The following is a 20,741-nucleotide window of genomic DNA, read 5'->3' as shown; positions in this document are numbered from 1 at the left end:
GGGGAATGCTTCTATATGATCAAGGGTAGGATCACGTAAAGACGAGGAACCGATCATGAGCGAAAGCATCGAAATCAATGGCTTGAAGGTAGCGAAGGACCTCTATGACTTCGTGGTCGATGAGGCCATCCCGGGAACGGGCGTCGATGCGACGAAGTTCTGGGCCGGCTTTGAGCAGATCGTCAGCGATCTTGCGCCAAAAAACCGCGAACTTCTGGCCAAGCGCGATGCATTCCAGGCGAAGCTCGACGCCTTCTACAAGGAAAAGCGCGACAGCGGATACAGCCAGGAGGAATACGAGGCGTTCCTCAAGGAAATCGGCTACCTCCTGCCGGAAGGTGGCGCCTTTACGGTGACGACGGATAATGTCGATCCGGAAATCGCAGTCATTGCCGGTCCCCAGTTGGTCGTACCCGTCATGAATGCGCGCTATGCTCTCAATGCCGCCAATGCGCGTTGGGGCTCGCTCTATGATGCCCTTTACGGAACCGACGCCATATCCGGCGATGGCGGAGCCGAGAAGGGCACGGCATTTAATCCGGCGCGCGGTACGAAGGTCATCGCATGGGCGAAAGCATTTCTTGATGAAAGCGCCCCGCTGGCGGGGGCACAATGGGCCGATGTCACGGGCCTCGCCATCGAAGGCGGCAAGCTGGTGCTGACGGCAAACGACAAAAAGGTGCAACTCGTCGACGCTACCCAATTCGCGGGCTATCGCGGCGAACCCGCAAACCCGACTTCAGTGTTGCTCGTCAAGAATGGTCTCCACGTCGAGATCGTCATCAACGCCGACCATACCATCGGCAAGACCGACCCTGCGCACATCGCCGACGTTGTTCTCGAGTCCGCGGTAACGACGATTCAGGACTGCGAGGATTCCGTCGCCGCGGTCGATGCGGAAGACAAGGTCGTCGTCTATCGCAACTGGCTGGGCCTGATGAACGGCGACCTTTCCGATACGTTCGAGAAGGGCGGCAAGACCGTCACACGCAAGCTCAACCCGGACCGCGAATATATCGGGCCGGACGGTCAGAAGCTGGCATTGCCGGGCCGCTCGCTGATGCTTGTCCGCAATGTCGGGCACCTGATGACCAACCCTGCCATCCTCGACCGCGACGGCAACGAGGTCCCCGAGGGCATAATGGATGCGGCGATCACGACGCTCGCTGCCCTGCATGACATCGGCAAGGACGGTCGCCACATGAATTCCCGTGCCGGCTCGATCTATGTGGTCAAGCCGAAGATGCACGGACCGGAAGAAGTCGCGTTTGCGGCGGAATTGTTCGGCCGCGTCGAAGCGCTGCTTGGCCTTCAACCGAATACGATCAAGATGGGCATTATGGACGAGGAACGTCGCACCACGGTGAACCTCAAGGAGGCGATCCGCGCCGCCAGGGAACGCGTCGTGTTCATCAATACCGGTTTCCTCGACCGCACAGGTGATGAAATACACACCTCCATGGAGGCGGGCCCGATGATCCGCAAGGGCGACATGAAGCAAGCGTCCTGGATTAGCGCCTATGAGAATTGGAACGTCGATGTCGGTCTCGAATGCGGCCTCTCCGGCCATGCGCAGATCGGCAAGGGCATGTGGGCCATGCCCGACCTCATGGCCGCCATGCTCGAGCAGAAGATCGCGCATCCGAAGGCCGGTGCAAATACCGCCTGGGTGCCGTCGCCGACCGCAGCGACGCTGCACGCGACCCACTATCACAAGGTCAATGTGGCCGAGGTTCAGGCCAAACTGAAGCAGCGCGCGCGGGCAAAGCTCAGTGACATCCTCTCGGTTCCGGTCGCATCGCGGCCGAACTGGACGCCGGAAGACATCCAGCACGAACTCGACAACAATGCCCAGGGCATCCTCGGCTATGTCGTGCGCTGGGTGGACCAGGGCGTCGGCTGCTCGAAGGTGCCTGACATCAATAATGTCGGCCTGATGGAAGACCGTGCGACGCTGCGCATATCCGCGCAGCACATCGCCAACTGGCTGCACCACGGCGTTGCCAGCGAAAAGCAGGTGCTCGACACGCTGAAGCGCATGGCCGCGATCGTTGATGAACAAAATGCTGGAGACCCGCATTATCGGCCGATGGCCGCCGATTTTGATGGATCCGTGGCATTCCAGGCCGCCTGCGACCTCGTCTTCAAGGGCCGCGAACAGCCGAACGGTTATACGGAACCGGTCTTGCATCGTCGCCGCCTCGAACTGAAAGCCAAGGCAAAGGCGGCATAGACGGGAAACGATGGAAACTTTCCGCCGCGTCTTGCTTGCTGGGGCCATCGTTTTGATGGCCGGACCGGTTGGGGCGGTGGAAGAACCTGTTATCGAGATTGTCGATTGGGGCCTGACCGCAGCAAAAGAGGTTGGTTCCGAGGTTTCGCCGGATACGCCGACGGGCATCAATCGCCTCGTCGAAGGACCGGTCGATGTGACGCGAGCGAACGAAATTCACGCCTGTATCGGAACGAGCTTCGGTATTATCTATCGGGCGGCCTATACGGGCGAGGCGTCAGTGGTTCCGATTAAGGTCGTGGTGGATCATCCGCTCATCCGGACCCCGGACGGCCGGGCGATGGAACACAGCAGTTGGCCGGACAGTGCCATCCTCGCCCGCCGCTACGCCGGCTGGGTGTTTGAAGAAAATTTCGAGCTGGTGCCTGGCCGCTGGACGATTTCGCTGCGAGACCTGGCGGGCAGCGAACTCGCATCAAAGACCTTCACCGTTTCGACTGGGAGCTGCCCCATTTCCTGACAGAATACCGAAAAATATGGAGGGTGGTGGCCGCGATGTTTCGCCAGTGGAGCCCGATCGGCCTGCTCCTGACGGTCATGCTCGCTTGCGGTGCGGTGCTTGCCGCCAGCGGTGATCTTTATCAGGCAAGCGCAGTCGTTTCGGGGCAGGGCGAAGCCAGCAGGTCAATCGGGCTCGCGCAGACTTTCGAGGATGTGCTCGTCAAGGTCTCTGGCGACCCACGGCTGATGGGCGACCCCAAGGTCACGGCGCTGAAACAACAAGCGGCGCAGTTCGTCGCGACCTATCAATATCGCGACCGCATGTCCGGCGTGCCGATCCATGACGAGCAAGGTACCTATGACCGCCCGCATGACCTGACCGTCAGTTTCGATCCGGCCAGGATCGATGCGCTGTTGCACTCGCTCGGACGAAAAGCCTGGCTTGATCCGCGCCCGCGTATCGTTGTCTTTCTCGATGTTGTCGGACGAAAGGAAAGTTTCGCGCTCGCTGAGGATGGTTCGAAGGAACCGGATATGCGCAGTTCGCTGGCAGCGGCCGCCCGGAAGGTCGGCTTGCCCGTGGCGTTGCCGACTGTTGCGCAACTCACAAAGTACGAACTGAACGCCGAGACCCTGCCGAGCGCCGACCTTTCTGTGTTCGATGCCGCGGCGCGCAATGCCGGGGGCGATGTCGCGCTTGCCGGCGATCTGCGCTGGAGCGATTCCGCACTCGGATGGATCGCCGATTGGCGTATAGACTATCGTGGCACGCCCTTCCGCTGGCAGATCAAAGGCGTTGGCTTCGACGATGCATTTCGCAACGGCATGCGCGGCGCAGCGCAGATATTGTCAGGGAACGGGCCGCCGTAGTGAGGCATTGTTTGCGGCATCATTTGGTGCTGATAATGCGCCTTCTGGAGGCAAGGATGCGAACGACAATTGCTTTGGACGACGAACTGATTGCAAAAGCCCAAGCCTATACTGGGTTAAATGAGAAGTCAGCCTTGGTTCGCGAAGCGCTTCGCGCCCTAATTGAGCGGGAAAGCACGCGACGCCTTGCTCGCCTCGGCGGAAGCATGCCCGATCTAGATATTACGCCTCGCCGCCGACCCGACCACTCACCTGACTGATGTGTCTCGTCGACACGTCCATTTGGGCCGATTATTGGTGAACGTGCTCCTTGGTCAGTCGAGGGCCCGAGCAGCGACACTGAACGCGCTCCTGGAACTGCCTCGAGCAGAGGTCGCCAATGACGCGGAGGTTCTGGGATTCGTCGAAAAAGAAGGAATTTACGGCCGTGGCGTTGGATATGTCGACGCCCACTTGCTTGCAGCGGTGCGGCTGACGCCCGGAGCCGCGATATGGACAAGAGATAAGCGCTTGGCAAGACTCGCGGTGGAAATGCAGCTTGACGCAAATCTGACCTGACTGACCTGACCTCGCAGCGAATGAAGGAATGCACGCACCACGCCCACTTGTTTGCTGGCTGATTCTTGTTTAGGCGAAGGCGCATGAAATTGCTTGCGCTCGATACCGCTGCCAATCTGTGCTCCGTTGCCGTTTTCGATGTCGAGACGGGAGTGGTGCTGGCTTCGAACAGCGAGGATATAGGCAAGGGCCATGCCGAGCGGCTAATGGGCGCAATTGAGCAGACTTTGCATGGTGCCGCCGTCGAGCTTACAGACATCGGCAGGATTGCTGTCAGCGTCGGCCCCGGTTCGTTTACTGGCGTTCGGGTGGGGGTCTCGACGGCACGGGGCTTTGCGCTTGTGCTTAAATGCCCGGTTATCGGCATCAGCACCTTGCAGGCGCTCGCATTCGACGGCGCCCGTGCGTTTCCCGGAAGACCGGTCCTGTCGATCATCGATGCCCGGCGCGACGAGGTCTATGCCCAATTCTACGGCAAAGACGGGGTGGCAATATCTAAACCGCTGGTGACGGATTTGCCGGCAATATTGGATGAATTGGCGGGGCGTGACATGGTGCTTTCCGGCTCGGGCGCTCTGCTCGTCAATGAGGGGCGGGATGAGCCCTTCGATGTCGCAACAACGGCGGCGACTGGAAGCATCGAAGCCTTTGCCCGCCTTGGCGCGGCGGGCGAGCCACCGGCAGATGCGCCGAAGCCGCTTTATCTGCGCGGGCTCGACGTCAAGCCGCAGCAGGGTTTCGTCATGCAGAGGAAGGTAACCGAATGATCGGCTTTCCGTTCGACAATCTGCGTCCGCGCAGTTTCGTCATCGAGCCGCTCGCGCGCGCCGACGCTGCCGCGATCGCGAATATTCACGGGCTGACCTTCCGTCAGCCCTGGAGCGATGAAGATTTTCACGCTCTCCTGGTCGATGAGAATGTGTTTGGGTTCGTCGCCCGCGAGGAGGGCAATCGCCGTGCCCAGCCGGGCGGCTTCGTTCTCGCGCGCCTGGTGCTGGATGAAGCCGAAATATTGACGATTGCCGTCGCGCCTGCGGCGCAGCGGCGGGGCCTTGGCCATGCCTTGATGGATGCGATCCTCCGCCATCTCCACAATGCGCGCGCCAGCATGCTTTTTCTGGAAGTCGACGAACTCAATGGCCCGGCCGTTGCGCTTTACCGCCGCCTCGGCTTCAAACAGGTCGGCAAGCGGCCGGGATATTACGAAACGTCGAGCGGCCGCTCATCGGCCCTGACGATGCGCCGCGATCTCAAGCCGGGACGTTGAAATGGCCTGGTTACGCTTCGCCCTGACGTCCACCGTCTTCGTTCTCGCCATTATTCTGCTGGTGCCGGCGCAGTTCATCTTTCTAAAGACAGGTGTCGGGCCGAGCGCCGGGACCCCAATGCTGTTTCACCGCATCGTATGCCGCCTGCTTGGCTTTCGCATCCATGTTCATGGCGATATGGCAAAAGGCCGTCCGCTGCTTCTGGCCGCCAATCATACGTCGTGGACCGACATCGTCATTCTCGGCTCGCTACGCAAGATGGCCTTCATCGCGAAGGCAGAGGTGGCGAAGTGGCCGCTCTTCGGCATGCTCGCCAAGCTGCAACGCACTGTCTTCATCGAGCGGGAGAAACGCGGCAAGACCCACCATCAGGCGAGCGAAATCGCGCTGCGCCTTGCCGCGGGCGATGCCATGGTGCTTTTCGCCGAGGGTACGACATCCGATGGCAACCGCGTATTGCCCTTCAAGACTTCGCTTTTCGGCGCCGCCCAGGTGGCAATTCGCGACACCGATGCCGAAACCGTGACCGTGCAACCCGTGGCCATCGCCTATACGCGCATCCATGGCATGCCGATGGGCCGCACCCATCGTCCAATTGTCGCGTGGCCGGGCGATGTCGCACTTGGTCCGAGCCTCATAGGCCTCCTGAAGGAAGGCGCGGTCGATGTCGATGTCTGGTTCGGCGAGCCGGTGGTGATCGATGCCAAGAGCGACCGCAAGGCATTGGCGCGAACAGCTGAAGAGCGCGTGCGCGCCATGGTACACACCTCGCTAATGGGGCGCGACTACCTCGACGCGTCGGAAAGCAACGCCGAGCCTATTCTCAAGGCGGCGAAAAACGGCTAGAAGCCTCGCCCATGGACGATATCAGTATCAATCACGAGCCGGAGACCGCTTCCGGAGCAACGACGCATTCGCCGGCGCAGCCGAACACGCGCAAGGTCTTTGTGAAGACCTACGGCTGCCAGATGAACGTCTACGACAGCCAGCGAATGGCCGACAGCCTTGCCGCCGAGGGTTATAGCCAGACCGACAGCGCCGAAGACGCCGATCTGGTGCTCATCAACACCTGCCACATTCGCGAGAAAGCTTCGGAAAAGCTTTACTCGGCGCTCGGGCGGCTGCGCAAGATGAAGGATGCGCGCGCCAGGGAAGGCCGCGAATTGACCGTCGGGGTCGCGGGATGCGTCGCGCAGGCGGAGGGCAACGAAATCACCCGCCGTGCACCGGTCGTCGATCTGGTGGTCGGACCGCAAACCTATCACCGGCTGCCGCAGGCGCTGGCGCGCGTGCGCCAGGGCGAGCGCGTTGTCGAGACCGAGTACGCAATCGAGGACAAATTCGACCACTTGCCGGCGCCGCACAAGGAGCAGACCCGAAGCCGCGGCGTGACCGCTTTCCTCACGGTCCAGGAAGGTTGCGACAAGTTCTGCACCTTTTGCGTCGTGCCCTACACGCGCGGCTCGGAAGTGTCGCGGCCGGTCGCCCAGATTGTGAAGGAAGCCGAGAAACTTGCCGATGCGGGCGTGCGCGAACTGACGCTCCTCGGGCAAAATGTGAATGCCTGGCATGGCGAAGGCGCCGATGGGCGCGAATGGGGACTTGGCGAACTTCTCTACCGCCTTGCCGAAATTCCCGGCATTGCCCGCCTGCGCTATGTAACCAGCCACCCGCGCGACATGGATGATACCCTGATCGAGGCGCACCGCGATCTCGATATGCTGATGCCTTATCTGCATCTTCCGGTTCAGTCGGGCTCAGATCGCATCCTCAAGGCCATGAACCGCAAGCACACGGGCGAGGACTATTTGCGGCTTATCGAGCGTATCCGCCAGGCACGGCCGGATATTGCCCTATCGGGCGATTTCATCGTCGGCTTCCCCGGGGAGACCGAAGAAGATTTCGAGGCGACGATGCAGATCGTACGCGACGTGACATACGCTGCCGCCTATTCGTTCAAATATTCGCCCCGCCCGGGCACGCCTGGCGCCGACATGGAGGATCATGTCGAGGAAAGCGTCAAGGATGAACGGTTGCAGCGGTTGCAGAACCTCCTCACGGAACAGCAATATGCGTTTCAGCGCAGCCTCATCGGCAAAAACATGGATGTTCTGATCGAAAAGGCCGGCCGCCTGCCCGGACAGATGGTCGGACGATCTCCCTGGTTACAACCTGTAATTATCGATGTACACGGCGGTCGAATCGGCGACATTATCAATGTACGAATCATCGACACGGGCACGAACAGCCTGATTGGCGTGCGGGAGATGAACTCGCAGAGGAATGGGACTATATAGGGCTGAACACTTCTTTAGGAGAGCCGTTTGAACGCCACCGAAAAGCTGAAACCCGCTCCCTCAGGGGCCTCGGATCTGGCCCATATCGTACTGACATTCGACAATAACCGGTTGGCAAGCGCGCTTTTCGGTCAATTCGATGAAAATCTCGCCCGTATAGAACAAAAGCTTGGCGTCGACGTCCGCTCGAAAGGCAACCAGCTTGCCATTCGCGGTGGACCCACCGCAACCGAGCAGGCGCGCCGGACGCTCGACCATCTCTACGAGCAATTGCAGAAGGGACATGATATTTCTGCTTCCGACGTCGATGGCGCGCTGCGCATGGCGATCGCCGCCGACGATCAGTTGACGCTCCCGACCATGGAAAACAAAAGCAAGATGGCTGCTGCCCAGATATCGACCCGCAAGAAGACGATTTTCGCGCGCACGCCGACGCAGGATGCTTATATGCGCGCGCTCGACCGGTCTGAACTGGTCTTCGGCGTCGGACCGGCGGGCACCGGCAAGACATATCTTGCCGTCGCCCATGCCGCGATGCTGCTTGAGCGCGGCCTTGTCGATCGCATTATTCTTTCGCGTCCGGCAGTCGAAGCAGGCGAACGTCTCGGCTTCCTGCCCGGCGACATGAAGGAGAAAGTCGATCCCTATCTGCGCCCGCTCTACGATGCGCTCTATGACATGATGCCGGCCGACAAGGTCGAGCGGGCCATTGCCGCCGGGGTCATCGAAATCGCCCCTCTCGCCTTCATGCGCGGGCGCACGCTTGGTCATTCGGCCATCATTCTCGATGAAGCGCAGAATACGACATCGATGCAGATGAAGATGTTTCTGACGCGCCTTGGTGAAAATGCCCGCATGATCATCACCGGCGATCCAAGCCAGATCGATCTGCCGCCCGGCCAAAAGTCGGGACTCGTGGAAGCCTTGCGTATCCTCGATGGCGTCAGCGGCATCGTGACCGTGCGCTTCACGGATGTCGACGTGGTCCGCCATCCGCTGGTTGCGGCAATCGTACGGGCCTACGACAAGGAAGGCGCGAAGCCCTGAGCTTGGCGACACAATCGTGATCGATATCGACATATTGGTGGAAACGGAAGGCTGGGCCGACGAGTCCAGCCTTCGCCGATTATCGGCAAGCGCCATCGCGGCCGCCTGGGACGAGCTTGACGGCGGCGAGCAGCCGGTGAGCGAACTCAGCCTTGTCTTTACCGACGACGCCGCGATCAGGGAACTGAACAGTGACTGGCGGGACAAGGACAAGCCGACCAACGTGCTATCGTTTCCGGCATTCACTCTCAAACCGGGACAGAAGCCCGGGCCCATGCTTGGCGATATCGTCATTGCCCGCGAAACCGTGGCGAGGGAAGCCTCCGATGAGGAAAAGCCTTTCGACCATCATTTGACCCATCTTGTTGTGCATGGATTTCTGCATCTCCTGGGGTATGATCACCTCTCCGATGCGGAAGCCGAGGAAATGGAGGGATTGGAGCGCAAAATTCTGGCGCGTCTTGCAATCCCGGACCCATATGCGCTATCCGTCATTGACGATCAATCCGATTGAGGACCATGTCTGACACGTCGCACCAGAACGATCCTGCCGCGCCTGCACGAGGGGTTACGGGGCAGGAGAGTGATGCCGAAGGGCAAAGTAGCACCAGAGCGCAAGGCCCAGAAAAGCGCTCGCTCCTTTCAACCATATTTCCATTCCTGCGCGCCCGCCCGGGCACGACCTTGCGAGAAGATCTCGACGCGGCGCTGGCGGAAGATCATAGCGGCGACACGGCGTTTTCGCCGGAAGAACGCGCCATGCTGCACAATATCCTGCGGCTGCGCGAGTTGCGCGTCGAGGATGTGATGATCCCCCGCGCCGATATTGAGGCAGTCGATATATCAACGACTCTCGGCGATCTCCTCGAAGTATTCGAGAAATCCGGCCATTCGCGCATGCCGGTCTTTTCCGAAACGCTCGATGATCCGCGCGGCATGGTGCATATCCGCGATGTGGTGAATCACATAACCCGGAGTTCGCGCGTAAAGGCGCCGCGGCGTAGTGCCGCTCGCGCTAAACCGCCCGCGTCGGCGAAGCTTGATCTGTCCCATGTCGATCTTGGCAAGACGATTGCAGACCTCAGCCTGATGCGGCCAATTCTCTTCGTTCCGCCGTCCATGCTTGCCAACGACCTGATGGCACGCATGCAGGCGCAGCGTATTCAGATCGCACTCGTCATTGACGAGTATGGCGGCACCGATGGTCTGGTATCGCTCGAGGACATCGTCGAGATGGTGGTCGGCAATATCGAGGACGAGCACGATGATGACGAGGTTATGATCGTCGAGGAGCCTGAAGGCGTTTTCGTTGCAGATGCACGGGCCGACCTAGATGAAGTGTCGCAGAAAATAGGGCCTGCTTTTGTCGTCGGCGAGCACGGTGAGGACGTCGATACGGTCGGCGGCTTGATCTTCTCGATCCTCGGCCGCATCCCGGTTCGCGGCGAGATGCTGCAGGCCGTCCCCGATTATGAATTCCATGTGCTTGAGGCGGATCCGCGCCGCATTCGCAAGGTGCGCATCGTGCCTTTGCGCCATGCGGATCGCCGACCGCGCACCGTACGGCAGGATGCAGCAGACCAACGCGCAGAAACGGACGAATGATTGACGCAAGCCTCACCTTTTAAGACTGACGTCGAATCGGAAGTCGTGGGGCAAGGCATGATCGAGCGTCTGGCCGGAACAATCATTCTCGTGTCGGGCTGGAAGCGTATCCTGCTGGCGTTTCTCATGGGCGGGCTCGCAAGCTTTGCCTTGCCGCCCTATGATTTCTTTGCGGTCTGTCTCGTTTCGTTTCCAGTATTGGTCTGGCTGATCGATGGCGCTGTCGACAATGCTGACGCCGGCCCCATTCGCCGCCTGCTCCCTGCCGCCATGGTCGGCTGGTGGTTCGGCTTCGGCTATTTTGTGCTTGGCCTCTGGTGGATCGGCAATGCGCTCCTCGTCGATGCGGAGAATTTCGCCTGGGCCGTGCCTCTCGCCATTCTCGGCCTGCCTGCGGTTCTCGCGATCTTCTATTCCGTTGCCGCCGCGATCGCCCGGCTGTTGTGGAGCGACGGACTGGGGCGAATTTTTGCGCTGGCCGTCGGATTTGGCATTGCCGAGTGGCTGCGCTCGTTTGTGCTCACCGGATTCCCCTGGAACGCCATAGGCTATGCCGCGATGCCCGTACCACTGCTCATGCAGTCGTCGGTGATCGTCGGCCTTCTTGCGATGAATGTCTTAGCCGTGATCGTCTTCGCCATGCCGGCTCTGCTTTCCGGCCGCCGCGACCTGAAGACCGGACTGGGGCTCGCACTTCTCCTCGTTGCCGCGCATGTGGGCTATGGCGCCTGGCGGCTGTCGAGAGCGACTGTCGATGCAAAAGGGCCGCTCGTGCGTATCGTCCAACCTTCGATCGAACAGGATCTGAAATGGGACGATGACGCGCGGCGCAGTATCTTCGACCAGCATCTCGCCCTGACGGCGCAAGCGCCGAAGGACGGCAAGCCGAAGCCGCAGATCATTGTCTGGCCGGAAACTGCTGTTCCATACGTCCTGCCGCAGTCGCCGGAAGTGCTCGGTGCGATTGCCGACAAGCTCGACGACGGCCAGATCCTGCTTGCCGGGGCGGTCCGCATGGAGAGTAGGGGAGAAGGGGTAGACCCCCTCTATTATAACGCGATCTACGCCATCAACAGCGATGGTGAAATCATTGGCGCCGCCGACAAGGTCCATCTCGTACCTTTCGGCGAGTATGTGCCGATGGAGAATGTACTGCGCAGGCTGGGCGTGAGTGAAGTCGTGGAACTTCCGGGCGGCTTTAGCGCTGCCTCGAGCCGTCGCTCGCTCGCCGTGAAGGATGGTTTCCAAATCCTGCCGCTCGTTTGCTACGAAGCGATCTTCCCGGCCGAAATGGGCTATGATGGCCCGCGCGCCGACGCGATCGTCAATGTCACCAACGACGCCTGGTATGGCGATACGCCCGGTCCCTACCAGCATTTTCGCCAGGCGCAATTGCGCGCCGTCGAACAGGGATTGCCGATGATCCGGGCGGCGAATAACGGACTTTCGGCGACCGTCGATCCTTATGGCCGCATTATCGACGGGTTGGCATTGGATGCCGTGGGTGTGGCGGATTCGATCCTTCCGTCAAAGGTGGCGCTACCGCTTGGTGAGCGCGCTCGCAAGCTGCAATTTCCGATTGTGTTTGGGCTTGCTTTGCTTGCAGCGCTGGCGTATTTTTCGCGCCAGAGGACAAGGGTTGGTTGACATTTTAAGCCCTGTCCTGTCAATGATGCCCCATTTGGTGCGTTGATACATTAGTGATAAAATTCTTTTTTAGTTCAATTTAAATACGAATGAGATTTTCATGTCTGATAATAAGAAGAGACCAAATCCGGTAGATGTACATGTTGGCGCAAGGATTCGATTGCGTCGCAATATGATCGGTTTGAGCCAGGAAAAGCTTGGCGACAGCCTCGGAATAACCTTTCAGCAAATCCAGAAGTACGAGAAGGGGATGAACCGCGTCGGTGCCAGCAGGTTGCAGGCGATCGGCAACGTCCTCAACGTTCCCGTAACGTTTTTCTTCGACGACATGCCCGGGCAGGATGACAAGCCCAAGGGGTTCGACGAGGAGAGCGAGACGACCTATGTGGTCGGTCTGCTGAACAGTTCCGAAGGGATTCAGCTTGCGCGGGCCTTCGCCAAGATCACCGATGCCAAGGTCAGGCGCAAAATTCTCGATCTCGTGCGCACACTCGGCCTAGAGGAAGATTGATTTCATCACGCATTACGCCTTTTGGGGGCGGGAGGGGGCGGGAAAAAAATTCCCGGTCCCCCGAATGTTTGAAAATGAAAGCAATTGACTGATCCACTTTGGATTGGCAAAGACTATGCGGCCCAGACTGGACTTGGTCTGGTGGGCTTTCGTTTGCTTTCAAGAGGGGTTCCCCGTGACACGCAGTTCTTATCTTTTTACCAGTGAGTCCGTATCGGAAGGACATCCAGACAAGGTCTGTGACCGCATCTCCGACGAAATCGTCGACATGATCTATAAAGAGGCAAAGAAGACGGGCGTTGACCCGTGGACTGTGCGAATTGCTTGCGAGACCCTGGCAACAACCAATCGCGTGGTCATTGCCGGTGAAGTACGTGTTCCGGACACGCTTTTGAAGAAAGACAAGAGCGGCGTAGTGGTAAAGGACGCCAAGGGGCATCCTGTCATCAATCCTTCCCGCTTCCGCGCGGCAGCCCGCCGCGCCATTCGGGATATCGGCTACGAGCAGGACGGTTTCAACTGGAGGACGGCCAAGATTGACGTCCTCCTGCATCCGCAGTCGGCCGACATTGCCCAGGGCGTCGATAATGCATCCGACCGCCAGGGCGAAGAGGGAGCTGGCGACCAGGGTATCATGTTCGGCTACGCCTGCCGCGAGACCCCTGACCTGATGCCGGCTCCGATCTATTATTCCCACAAGATCCTCGAGATTCTTGCCGCTGCCCGTCATAAGGGTGAAGGCGATGCCGCCAAGCTCGGCCCGGATGCGAAAAGCCAGGTAACCGTGCGTTATATCGACGGCGTTGCCGCCGAGACGACGCAGATCGTGCTTTCGACCCAGCATCTGGATGAAAGCTGGGACTCGAAAAAGGTTCGCAAGGTCGTCGAGCCCTATATCCGTGAAGCGCTGGGTGATCTCAAGATCGCCGACGATTGCGCCTGGTACATCAACCCGACCGGCAAGTTCGTCATCGGCGGTCCCGATGGCGACGCGGGTCTGACCGGCCGCAAGATCATCGTCGACACTTATGGCGGTGCCGCGCCGCATGGCGGCGGCGCTTTCTCGGGCAAGGACACGACCAAGGTCGACCGTTCCGCTGCCTATGCAGCCCGCTATCTTGCCAAGAATGTCGTCGCTGCCGGCTTTGCCGATCGCTGCACGATCCAGCTTTCCTACGCCATCGGCGTGGCGCAGCCGCTGTCGATCTATGTCGATCTGCACGGCACGGGCAAGGTAAAGGAAGATGCGGTTGAGGAAGCGCTGCGCAAGGTCATGGACCTTTCGCCGTCGGGTATCCGCAAGCATCTCGACCTCAACAAGCCGATCTATGCCAAGACTTCGGCATACGGTCATTTCGGTCGCAAGCCCGGCCGCGATGGGTCCTTCTCCTGGGAGAAGACCGATCTCGCCAAGCAATTGAAGTCAGCACTGGCCGTCTGAGCGGCCAGCATTGCCTACCATGACCGAGCCAAGGCGAGAACGTTCCACAGAGGCATTCTTCGGCAGAAGAGCCGGCAAGACGCTTCGCCCGATGCAGCGAGCCATTCGCGACGAGTTGTTGCCGCTCCTGAAACTCGATCTTGGTTCACCTGCACCTGACGACCTCCGCACGCTGTTTACTGCGGAGGTCGACGCAGTGCGGATGGAAATCGGCTTCGGGGGCGGCGAACATCTGCTGCACGAAGCAGCACGGCATCCGAAGGCCGGATTCATCGGCGTCGAGCCCTTCGTCAACAGTATGGCGAAGCTGGTGGTCGATCTCCATGACGAGCCCTTGCGGAATATTCGCCTTTATGATGACGACGCGACGCAAGTGCTCGACTGGCTGCCGGAGGCGTCGCTCGACGGCATAGACCTCTTTTACCCCGATCCGTGGCCGAAGAAGAAACACTGGAAGCGGCGTTTCGTCAGCCAGAAAAACCTCGACCGCTTTGCCCGGGTCCTGAAGCCGGGCAGCAAATTTCGCTTCGCCTCCGACATAGATACCTACGTCAATTGGACATTGCAGCATTGCCGGGCCCATGGCGGGTTCGATTGGCAGGCGGAAACCGCGGCCGACTGGCATACGCCCTACGAGGCCTGGCCGGGCACGCGTTACGAACAGAAAGCGCATCGCGAGGGCCGCATCGGCGCCTATTTGACATTCGTCAGGGTCTAGAGCAGGTCCTGAACGGTTCTGTTGAGGCAAGAAACGCAGTGATCCGCCCACCTGCCGCCATTTCGCGTGACAGCTTCCTGACAGTTTTCTAGTATCATTTTGACGGTGAGGAGACCGCTGGGAGGCTGTCAGCTATTATTGTTGAGCGTTTGGATTTGACTGACCGTCAATTCAGGGGCTCGATTGTCGATATCTTCCCGCGACCTCGAAATCGATAGGCGCAGATGGCTGATGGCCGTCATGGGAGGAACTACATAATGCGTAAGATATTGCTCGCTTTTGTTGCAGCCGGGGCGCTGGCGCTTTCCGGTCAGGCCTTTGCGGCCGACTACAAGATCATGGCGCCGGCAGCGCCGGGCGGTGGCTGGGACCAGACCGCGCGCACCTTGCAGACGGCCCTGCAGGACGAAAAGATTTCCGGCAGCGTTCAGGTCGTGAATGTCCCGGGCGCGGGCGGCACGATTGGCCTCGCACAGTTCGCAAATTCAGCCAAGGGTGATCCTTCGCAGCTGATCGTCGGCGGCTACGTCATGGTCGGCGCGATCCTCACCAATGCTTCGCCCGTTACGCTCGACCAGGTGACGCCAATCGCCCGCCTGACCGGCGAATATGAGGCGCTGGTTGTGCCGGCGGCGTCGCCCATCAAGTCGATGGCCGATCTCGTTGCCAAGCTCAAGGCTGACCCCGGCTCAGTATCATGGGGCGGCGGCTCGGCCGGCGGTACCGACCACATCACCGCAGGCCTTATCGCCAAGGCGGCCGGCGTCGATCCGACCAAGGTCAACTACATCGCATTCTCCGGTGGCGGTGAAGCCTTGGCAGCCATTCTTGGCGGCCAGGTAACCGTTGGTATTTCCGGCTACGGCGAATTTGAATCGCAGATCAAGGCCGGTCAGCTGCGCATCATCGGCATTTCCAGCGAACAGAAGGTCGAAGGCATCGATGCGCCGACCTTCAAGGAAGGCGGCGTCGACGTCGCGATCCAGAACTGGCGCATGGTCGCCGCAGCTCCCGGCATCTCGGCCGAACAGGAAGCCGCGATCAATGCCGATATCGAAAAGCTGGTGAAGTCGAAGACCTGGCAGGAGCAGCTTAAGGCCAAGGGCTGGGCTGACACCTATCTCGCCGGTGACGCATTCAAGGCGCAGCTGGCGAAGGATACCGAGGCAACCTCCACGATCCTGAAAGACATTGGTCTCGTCAAATGACGCAACAGCCACCGAGCACCGAGACGCGCCGCCCTGACCGGGCGGCGCTGGTTATCGCAGCCGTCCTGGCAATCATTGCGGCTGTGATCGTCTACAGCACCGCCACCGCCCGTGGCGGCAGCGCGACCCGGATAGGTCCGGGAGCATTTCCCTATGCAATCGCCGCGTGCCTCTTCGTTTTGGCGATCTGGACGGCGTTTGAAGCGGTTCGCGGTGATTTTCCCGAACGGGAAGAACAACAGGTTGGCCCGATCGTCTGGATCGTTGGCGGTCTCGCGGCGCAGATGCTGCTCCTTCACATTGCCGGATTTGCCATTGCGACAGGCCTGCTCTTTGCCGCGACGGCGCGGGGATTCGGACGCGGACCGCTCTGGCTCACCATTCCTATCGGCATTGTTCTGTCTTTCGTTATCTGGGTCATCTTCGCCAAGGGACTGCAATTGTCGCTGCCCGCGGGACCCCTTGAACGCCTCATTTAGAAGCAGGTTCGGCTATGGATAGTTTCACTCTTCTGGCAAATGGTTTCGCCGTTGCCCTGCAGCCGCTCAATCTGCTCTATGCGTTGATCGGCGTAACACTCGGCACTGCCGTCGGCGTTCTTCCCGGCATCGGACCAGCGCTTACCGTGGCGCTTCTGCTTCCCGTTACCTACAAGCTCGATCCGGCCGGCTCGCTGATTATGTTCGCCGGCATCTACTATGGCGGCATGTATGGTGGTTCGACGACGTCGATCCTCCTGAACACGCCCGGCGAAAGCGCCTCGATCGTCACTGCGCTCGAGGGCAACAAGATGGCGCGGGCCGGGCGCGGTGGTCCGGCGCTCGCGACAGCTGCTATCGGTTCGTTCGTTGCCGGCTTCATAGCGACAATGGCGCTGGCGCTGATTGCGCCGACCATTGTCAAATTCGCGCTGTCGTTCGGCCCGGCCGAATATTTTGCCCTGATGATCCTTGCCTTCATGACCGTCTCGGCCGCATTCGGCGATTCGACGTTGCGCGGCTTGACGGCGCTGTTCCTCGGCCTTGCGATGGGACTGGTCGGCATCGATCTGCAAACCGGGCAGGCACGTCTCGCCTTCGGCATCCCGGATCTTCTCGACGGCATCGAGGTGACGACACTTGCGGTCGCGCTCTTTGCTATCGGTGAAACCCTCGCCGTTGCCGCTTCGCGGAGCACCGCCGAAGAGAAGATCGAGCCGGTCAAGGGCTCAGTGTGGATGAGCCGCGAGGATTGGTCGCGTTCGTGGAAACCATGGCTGCGCGGAACCGCCATCGGCTTCCCGATTGGCGCCATGCCGGCCGGCGGTGCTGAGATCGGCACGTTCCTGTCCTATTCGGTGGAAAAACAGCTGGCAAAACGGCCAGAGGAGTTTGGCAAGGGCGCTATTGAAGGCGTGGCCGGTCCGGAGGCTGCCAATAATGCGTCCGCCGCCGGTACGCTTGTACCCCTCCTGACGCTCGGCCTGCCGACCAGTGCGACGGCGGCTATCATGCTCGCCGGCTTCCAGCAATTCGGCCTGCAGCCAGGACCGCTCTTGTTTGCGAACAATCCGCAGATCGTCTGGGGTTTGATTGCGAGCCTGCTCGTTGCCAACTTCATGCTGCTCGTGTTGAACCTGCCGCTTGTTGGGCTGTGGGTACGATTGCTGTCGATCCCGCGGCATTGGCTCTATGCCGGCATCCTAGTCTTCGCGACGCTCGGCACGATTGGGGCAAACCCATCGACCTTCGAGCTCGGCATGCTCTTGGCCTTCGGCGTGCTCGGCTATGTGCTGCGCCTCTTCGGCTATCCGATCGCGCCAGTCGTCGTCGGGCTTATCCTCGGGCCGATGGCCGAGCAGCAGCTTCGCCGCGCTCTTGCCATCAGCCAGGGCGATCCGACGGTGCTCGTGCACTCGCCGATCGCGGTGATCCTGCTGCTGCTCGCTGTCTGCGCCGTCGTGGTGCCGCTCATCATGCGGGCACGCGGCAAAGGCAAGGTCCTGTCGGCCCTCGCGGCTAACGAGGACTGATCAGCATCATCGATGATCCGCCGGGACTATCTAGTTCCGGTGGATCGCGTTGAACTGAACGGGATCGATGCCGAGCGCACGCAGATCCGATGCGGCCGGCTGGTAGCCGGTGCGCGTGGCCGATGCCACCGCGACAGCGCTGCCCCATACATTGAAGAAGCGGCCGATCCTGCTGGTTTGATTTTTCCTGGTCATTTTTTCCATCCTTCTCGCATCCATGCTGCGATGCAACAAAGATAGGATCGCTGAGCCTTCGCCGTTAGGCCCGCTGCTGCAAGGCAGCCATGCGCAAATGCATTGCAATGCACGCTGCCGTCTATCAGGAGATGAAATGCGTCTCGGCGCTTGAAACCTTAACGGCAATTCGGTATATAGAAGTCATATTCTTGGTCGATAGAACAGGAGTGGGTCCAGACCGGTCCCGCTCTTTTTTGTTTCTTAAGGCCGAAACAAGGAACATTTCTGCGTGACTGAAAGCGCCAATACACAACAAGAAGCAGCCGCAAGCGGCGCGACCGACGAGCGGATCATTACCGAAACCGGGGTTGATGCGCGCGTCGCCGGTATCATCGAGCCGGTCCTTACTTCGATAGGCTTCCGGCTGGTCCGGGTCCGTCTGACGGGCCTTAACGGCTTGACCCTGCAGATCATGACCGAGCGCAATGACGGCACCATGACCGTCGAGGATTGCGAACTGGTCAGCCGCACCTTGTCGCCGGTGCTCGATGTCGAGGATCCGATCGATCGCCACTACCATCTCGAGGTGTCATCGCCCGGCATCGATCGCCCGCTGGTCCGCAAGTCGGATTTCACCACCTGGGCCGGTCATATCGTCAAGGTCGATACGTCGGCGGTTCACCAGGGGCGCAAGAAGTTTCGCGGCCGCATCGCTGCGGTTTCCGACGAAGCGGTTACCGTCGAAAGCGATCAGGCAAGCTATGGCGACAGTCCAGTGGTCGAAATCCCGTTCGAACTGATCGCCGATGCGCGGCTGGTATTGACCGACGACCTTATCCGCGATGCGCTGCGACGTGACAAGGATCTGCGCGAAGGCCGCATTGCGGACGACGACGCGAGCGCGGCTGAAGCGAGCGACGCGACGCCCGCCGCCGACCAGGAACAAACAAAGAAGAATTGATCTTTCATACGCCAGCGGGAGAAGCGCGGCGGTGAACCCAAGGAGAAGAAAATGGCAGTCAGTGCTAACAGGCTAGAACTTCTGCAGATCGCTGACGCGGTAGCGCGCGAGAAGTCGATTGACCGCGAGATCGTCATTGCGGCAATGGCCGATGCCATCCAGAAGGCCGCCCGCTCGCGTTATGGCCAGGAAACCAATATCCGCGCCGACATCAACGCCAAGACCGGCGAGATCAAGCTGCAGCGCCTTCTTGAAGTGGTCGATGCGGTAGAAGACCCGGTCACCCAGATCGGCATGGATGCAGCGCGCGACCGCAATCCCGATGCGCAGGTTGGCGATTTCCTTGCCGATCAGCTGCCGCCCATGGATTTCGGCCGTATTGCTGCCCAGTCCGCCAAGCAGGTCATCGTGCAAAAGGTTCGCGAAGCCGAGCGCGATCGCCAGTATGATGAGTACAAGGATCGTGTCGGCGAAATCATCAACGGCAGCGTCAAGCGCGTCGAATACGGCAATGTGATCGTCGATCTCGGCCGCGGTGAAGCCATCATCCGCCGCGACGAACTCATCCCCCGCGAGACCTTCCGCTATGGCGACCGCGTCCGCGCCTATGTCTACGACGTGCGCCGCGAACAGCGCGGCCCGCAGATCTTCCTGAGCCGTACGCATCCGCAATTCATGGCAAAGCTTTTCACCATGGAAGTGCCGGAAATCTATGACGGCATCATCGAGATCAAGTCGGTTGCCCGTGATCCGGGTTCGCGCGCCAAGATCGCCGTGATCTCCCGCGATTCGTCCATCGATCCCGTCGGCGCTTGCGTCGGCATGCGCGGTTCGCGCGTTCAGGCGGTCGTCGGCGAGTTGCAGGGCGAAAAGATCGACATTATTCCGTGGTCGCCGGAGCCTGCATCCTTCATCGTCAACGCGCTGCAGCCGGCCGAAGTCGCCAAGGTTGTTCTCGATGAAGATGCCGAACGTATTGAAGTTGTGGTCCCGGATGACCAACTATCGCTTGCGATCGGTCGTCGTGGCCAGAACGTCCGCCTTGCTTCGCAGTTGACGGGCTGGGATATCGACATCCTCACCGAGCAGGAAGAATCCGAGCGCCGCCAGAAGGAATTCGTCGAACGTTCGAACCTCTTCATGGAAGCGCTGGACGTCGATGAAATGGTCGGCCAGGTTCTTGCTTCCGAGGGCTTTGCCAGCGTTGAGGAAATTGCCTACGTCGATAGCGACGACATTTCCTCCATCGACGGCTTCGACGAGGAAACGGCGGCTGAAATCCAGCAGCGCGCCCAGGAATACCTTGCCCGCATCGAAGAAGAGCGGGATGTGCGCCGCAAGGAACTCGGTGTTGCCGACGAATTGCGCGACCTGCCGGGAATGACGAATGCCATTCTCGTTGCGGTCGGTGAAGACGGCGTCAAGACGGTCGAGGATTTCGCCGGCTATGCGGTCGACGAACTCACCGGCTGGCGCGAGCGCAAGGATGGCGAAACGGTCAACTATCCCGGCATCCTGTCGCAGTTTGATGTCAGCCGCGCCGATGCGGAACAAATGGTCCTCGCCGCGCGTCTGAAGGCAGGCTGGATTACGGAAGAGGACCTTGCTGTGGAAGAGGCGGCGGGAGCCACCTCCGACGAAGAGGTTGCCGGCTGACCTTCGATCCCGAAAGTTGCATGACTATTCGG

General features: G+C 60.1%; 21 protein-coding genes. 20 read left to right on the top strand and 1 reads right to left on the bottom strand.

Features of this window, described 5'->3' with window-relative positions:
- Positions 1-55: 55 nt before the first annotated feature.
- From GF108_RS00990 to GF108_RS00905, 18 genes are all read left to right on the top strand, one after another.
- The gene (locus GF108_RS00990; protein WP_153666517.1) at positions 56-2,233 is read left to right on the top strand and encodes a malate synthase G; all 2,178 of its coding nucleotides are present in this window, start codon (positions 56-58) and stop codon (positions 2,231-2,233) included.
- Between the two features lie 10 nt (positions 2,234-2,243).
- Positions 2,244-2,753 carry a DUF3859 domain-containing protein gene (locus GF108_RS00985; protein ID WP_153666516.1) on the top strand — a complete coding sequence of 170 codons (510 nt, stop codon included), beginning with the start codon at positions 2,244-2,246 and terminating at the stop codon, positions 2,751-2,753.
- Between the two features lie 35 nt (positions 2,754-2,788).
- Entirely contained in the window at positions 2,789-3,604 is an 816-nt protein-coding gene (locus GF108_RS00980; protein ID WP_172982541.1) for a DUF2066 domain-containing protein, read from the top strand.
- Between the two features lie 56 nt (positions 3,605-3,660).
- Positions 3,661-3,864: a type II toxin-antitoxin system VapB family antitoxin gene (locus GF108_RS00975; RefSeq protein WP_153666514.1), complete on the top strand. Its 204-nt coding sequence runs from the start codon at positions 3,661-3,663 to the stop codon at positions 3,862-3,864.
- 381 nt (positions 3,865-4,245) lie between these two features.
- Entirely contained in the window at positions 4,246-4,929 is a 684-nt protein-coding gene (gene tsaB / locus GF108_RS00970; RefSeq protein ID WP_153666513.1) for a tRNA (adenosine(37)-N6)-threonylcarbamoyltransferase complex dimerization subunit type 1 TsaB, read from the top strand.
- On the top strand, positions 4,926-5,429 hold the full coding sequence (rimI, locus tag GF108_RS00965; RefSeq protein ID WP_027230489.1) for a ribosomal protein S18-alanine N-acetyltransferase: 504 nt from the start codon (positions 4,926-4,928) through the stop codon (positions 5,427-5,429). The genes tsaB and rimI overlap by 4 nt, the downstream gene beginning before the upstream one ends.
- Before the next feature lies 1 nt (position 5,430).
- Complete coding sequence (locus GF108_RS00960) at positions 5,431-6,276, top strand: 1-acyl-sn-glycerol-3-phosphate acyltransferase (protein WP_153666512.1); 846 nt, start codon at positions 5,431-5,433, stop codon at positions 6,274-6,276.
- Positions 6,277-6,287: 11 nt separating this feature from the next.
- Positions 6,288-7,727, top strand: coding sequence for a tRNA (N6-isopentenyl adenosine(37)-C2)-methylthiotransferase MiaB (gene miaB / locus GF108_RS00955; protein ID WP_153666511.1), 1,440 nt, complete (start codon positions 6,288-6,290; stop codon positions 7,725-7,727).
- Positions 7,728-7,754: 27 nt separating this feature from the next.
- The gene (locus GF108_RS00950; RefSeq protein ID WP_246663813.1) at positions 7,755-8,774 is read left to right on the top strand and encodes a PhoH family protein; all 1,020 of its coding nucleotides are present in this window, start codon (positions 7,755-7,757) and stop codon (positions 8,772-8,774) included.
- A gap of 16 nt (positions 8,775-8,790) precedes the next feature.
- Positions 8,791-9,288 carry an rRNA maturation RNase YbeY gene (ybeY, locus tag GF108_RS00945; protein ID WP_370462041.1) on the top strand — a complete coding sequence of 166 codons (498 nt, stop codon included), beginning with the start codon at positions 8,791-8,793 and terminating at the stop codon, positions 9,286-9,288.
- A 5-nt stretch (positions 9,289-9,293) separates the two neighbouring features.
- Positions 9,294-10,379, top strand: a complete 1,086-nt coding sequence (locus GF108_RS00940; protein ID WP_153666509.1) for a hemolysin family protein — start codon at positions 9,294-9,296, stop codon at positions 10,377-10,379.
- 57 nt (positions 10,380-10,436) lie between these two features.
- Positions 10,437-12,026, top strand: coding sequence for an apolipoprotein N-acyltransferase (gene lnt, locus GF108_RS00935; RefSeq protein ID WP_153666508.1), 1,590 nt, complete (start codon positions 10,437-10,439; stop codon positions 12,024-12,026).
- Positions 12,027-12,126: 100 nt separating this feature from the next.
- A complete protein-coding gene (locus GF108_RS00930; RefSeq protein ID WP_027230482.1) occupies positions 12,127-12,537 on the top strand; it encodes a helix-turn-helix domain-containing protein in 411 nt (136 codons plus the stop codon).
- Between the two features lie 175 nt (positions 12,538-12,712).
- Complete coding sequence (gene metK / locus GF108_RS00925; RefSeq protein WP_370462040.1) at positions 12,713-13,978, top strand: methionine adenosyltransferase; 1,266 nt, start codon at positions 12,713-12,715, stop codon at positions 13,976-13,978.
- 19 nt (positions 13,979-13,997) lie between these two features.
- The gene (locus GF108_RS00920; RefSeq protein ID WP_113279717.1) at positions 13,998-14,696 is read left to right on the top strand and encodes a tRNA (guanosine(46)-N(7))-methyltransferase TrmB; all 699 of its coding nucleotides are present in this window, start codon (positions 13,998-14,000) and stop codon (positions 14,694-14,696) included.
- Between the two features lie 257 nt (positions 14,697-14,953).
- Positions 14,954-15,904, top strand: coding sequence for a tripartite tricarboxylate transporter substrate binding protein (locus tag GF108_RS00915; protein ID WP_091919954.1), 951 nt, complete (start codon positions 14,954-14,956; stop codon positions 15,902-15,904).
- Positions 15,901-16,383 (top strand): tripartite tricarboxylate transporter TctB family protein, encoded by a 483-nt coding sequence (locus GF108_RS00910; RefSeq protein WP_153666506.1) that lies wholly within the window; start codon positions 15,901-15,903, stop codon positions 16,381-16,383. The genes GF108_RS00915 and GF108_RS00910 overlap by 4 nt, the downstream gene beginning before the upstream one ends.
- Positions 16,384-16,397: 14 nt before the next feature.
- Complete coding sequence (locus GF108_RS00905) at positions 16,398-17,915, top strand: tripartite tricarboxylate transporter permease (protein ID WP_153666505.1); 1,518 nt, start codon at positions 16,398-16,400, stop codon at positions 17,913-17,915.
- A 30-nt stretch (positions 17,916-17,945) separates the two neighbouring features.
- Here the strand turns inward: GF108_RS00905 and GF108_RS22150 are convergent, their stop codons facing one another.
- Positions 17,946-18,110: a hypothetical protein gene (locus GF108_RS22150; RefSeq protein WP_172982540.1), complete on the bottom strand. Its 165-nt coding sequence runs from the start codon at positions 18,108-18,110 to the stop codon at positions 17,946-17,948.
- A gap of 271 nt (positions 18,111-18,381) precedes the next feature.
- Between GF108_RS22150 and rimP the strand changes: the two genes are divergently transcribed.
- Together rimP and nusA are read left to right on the top strand one after the other, a co-directional pair.
- The gene (gene rimP / locus GF108_RS00900) at positions 18,382-19,053 is read left to right on the top strand and encodes a ribosome maturation factor RimP (protein WP_370462039.1); all 672 of its coding nucleotides are present in this window, start codon (positions 18,382-18,384) and stop codon (positions 19,051-19,053) included.
- Between the two features lie 51 nt (positions 19,054-19,104).
- The gene (nusA, locus tag GF108_RS00895; RefSeq protein ID WP_153666504.1) at positions 19,105-20,709 is read left to right on the top strand and encodes a transcription termination factor NusA; all 1,605 of its coding nucleotides are present in this window, start codon (positions 19,105-19,107) and stop codon (positions 20,707-20,709) included.
- Positions 20,710-20,741: the final 32 nt, after the last annotated feature.

This window comes from Phyllobacterium sp. SYP-B3895 (assembly GCF_009647635.1).
Taxonomy (GTDB): Bacteria; Pseudomonadota; Alphaproteobacteria; order Rhizobiales; family Rhizobiaceae; genus Phyllobacterium; species Phyllobacterium pellucidum.
This window is presented reverse-complemented; position numbering and strand designations above follow the sequence as displayed.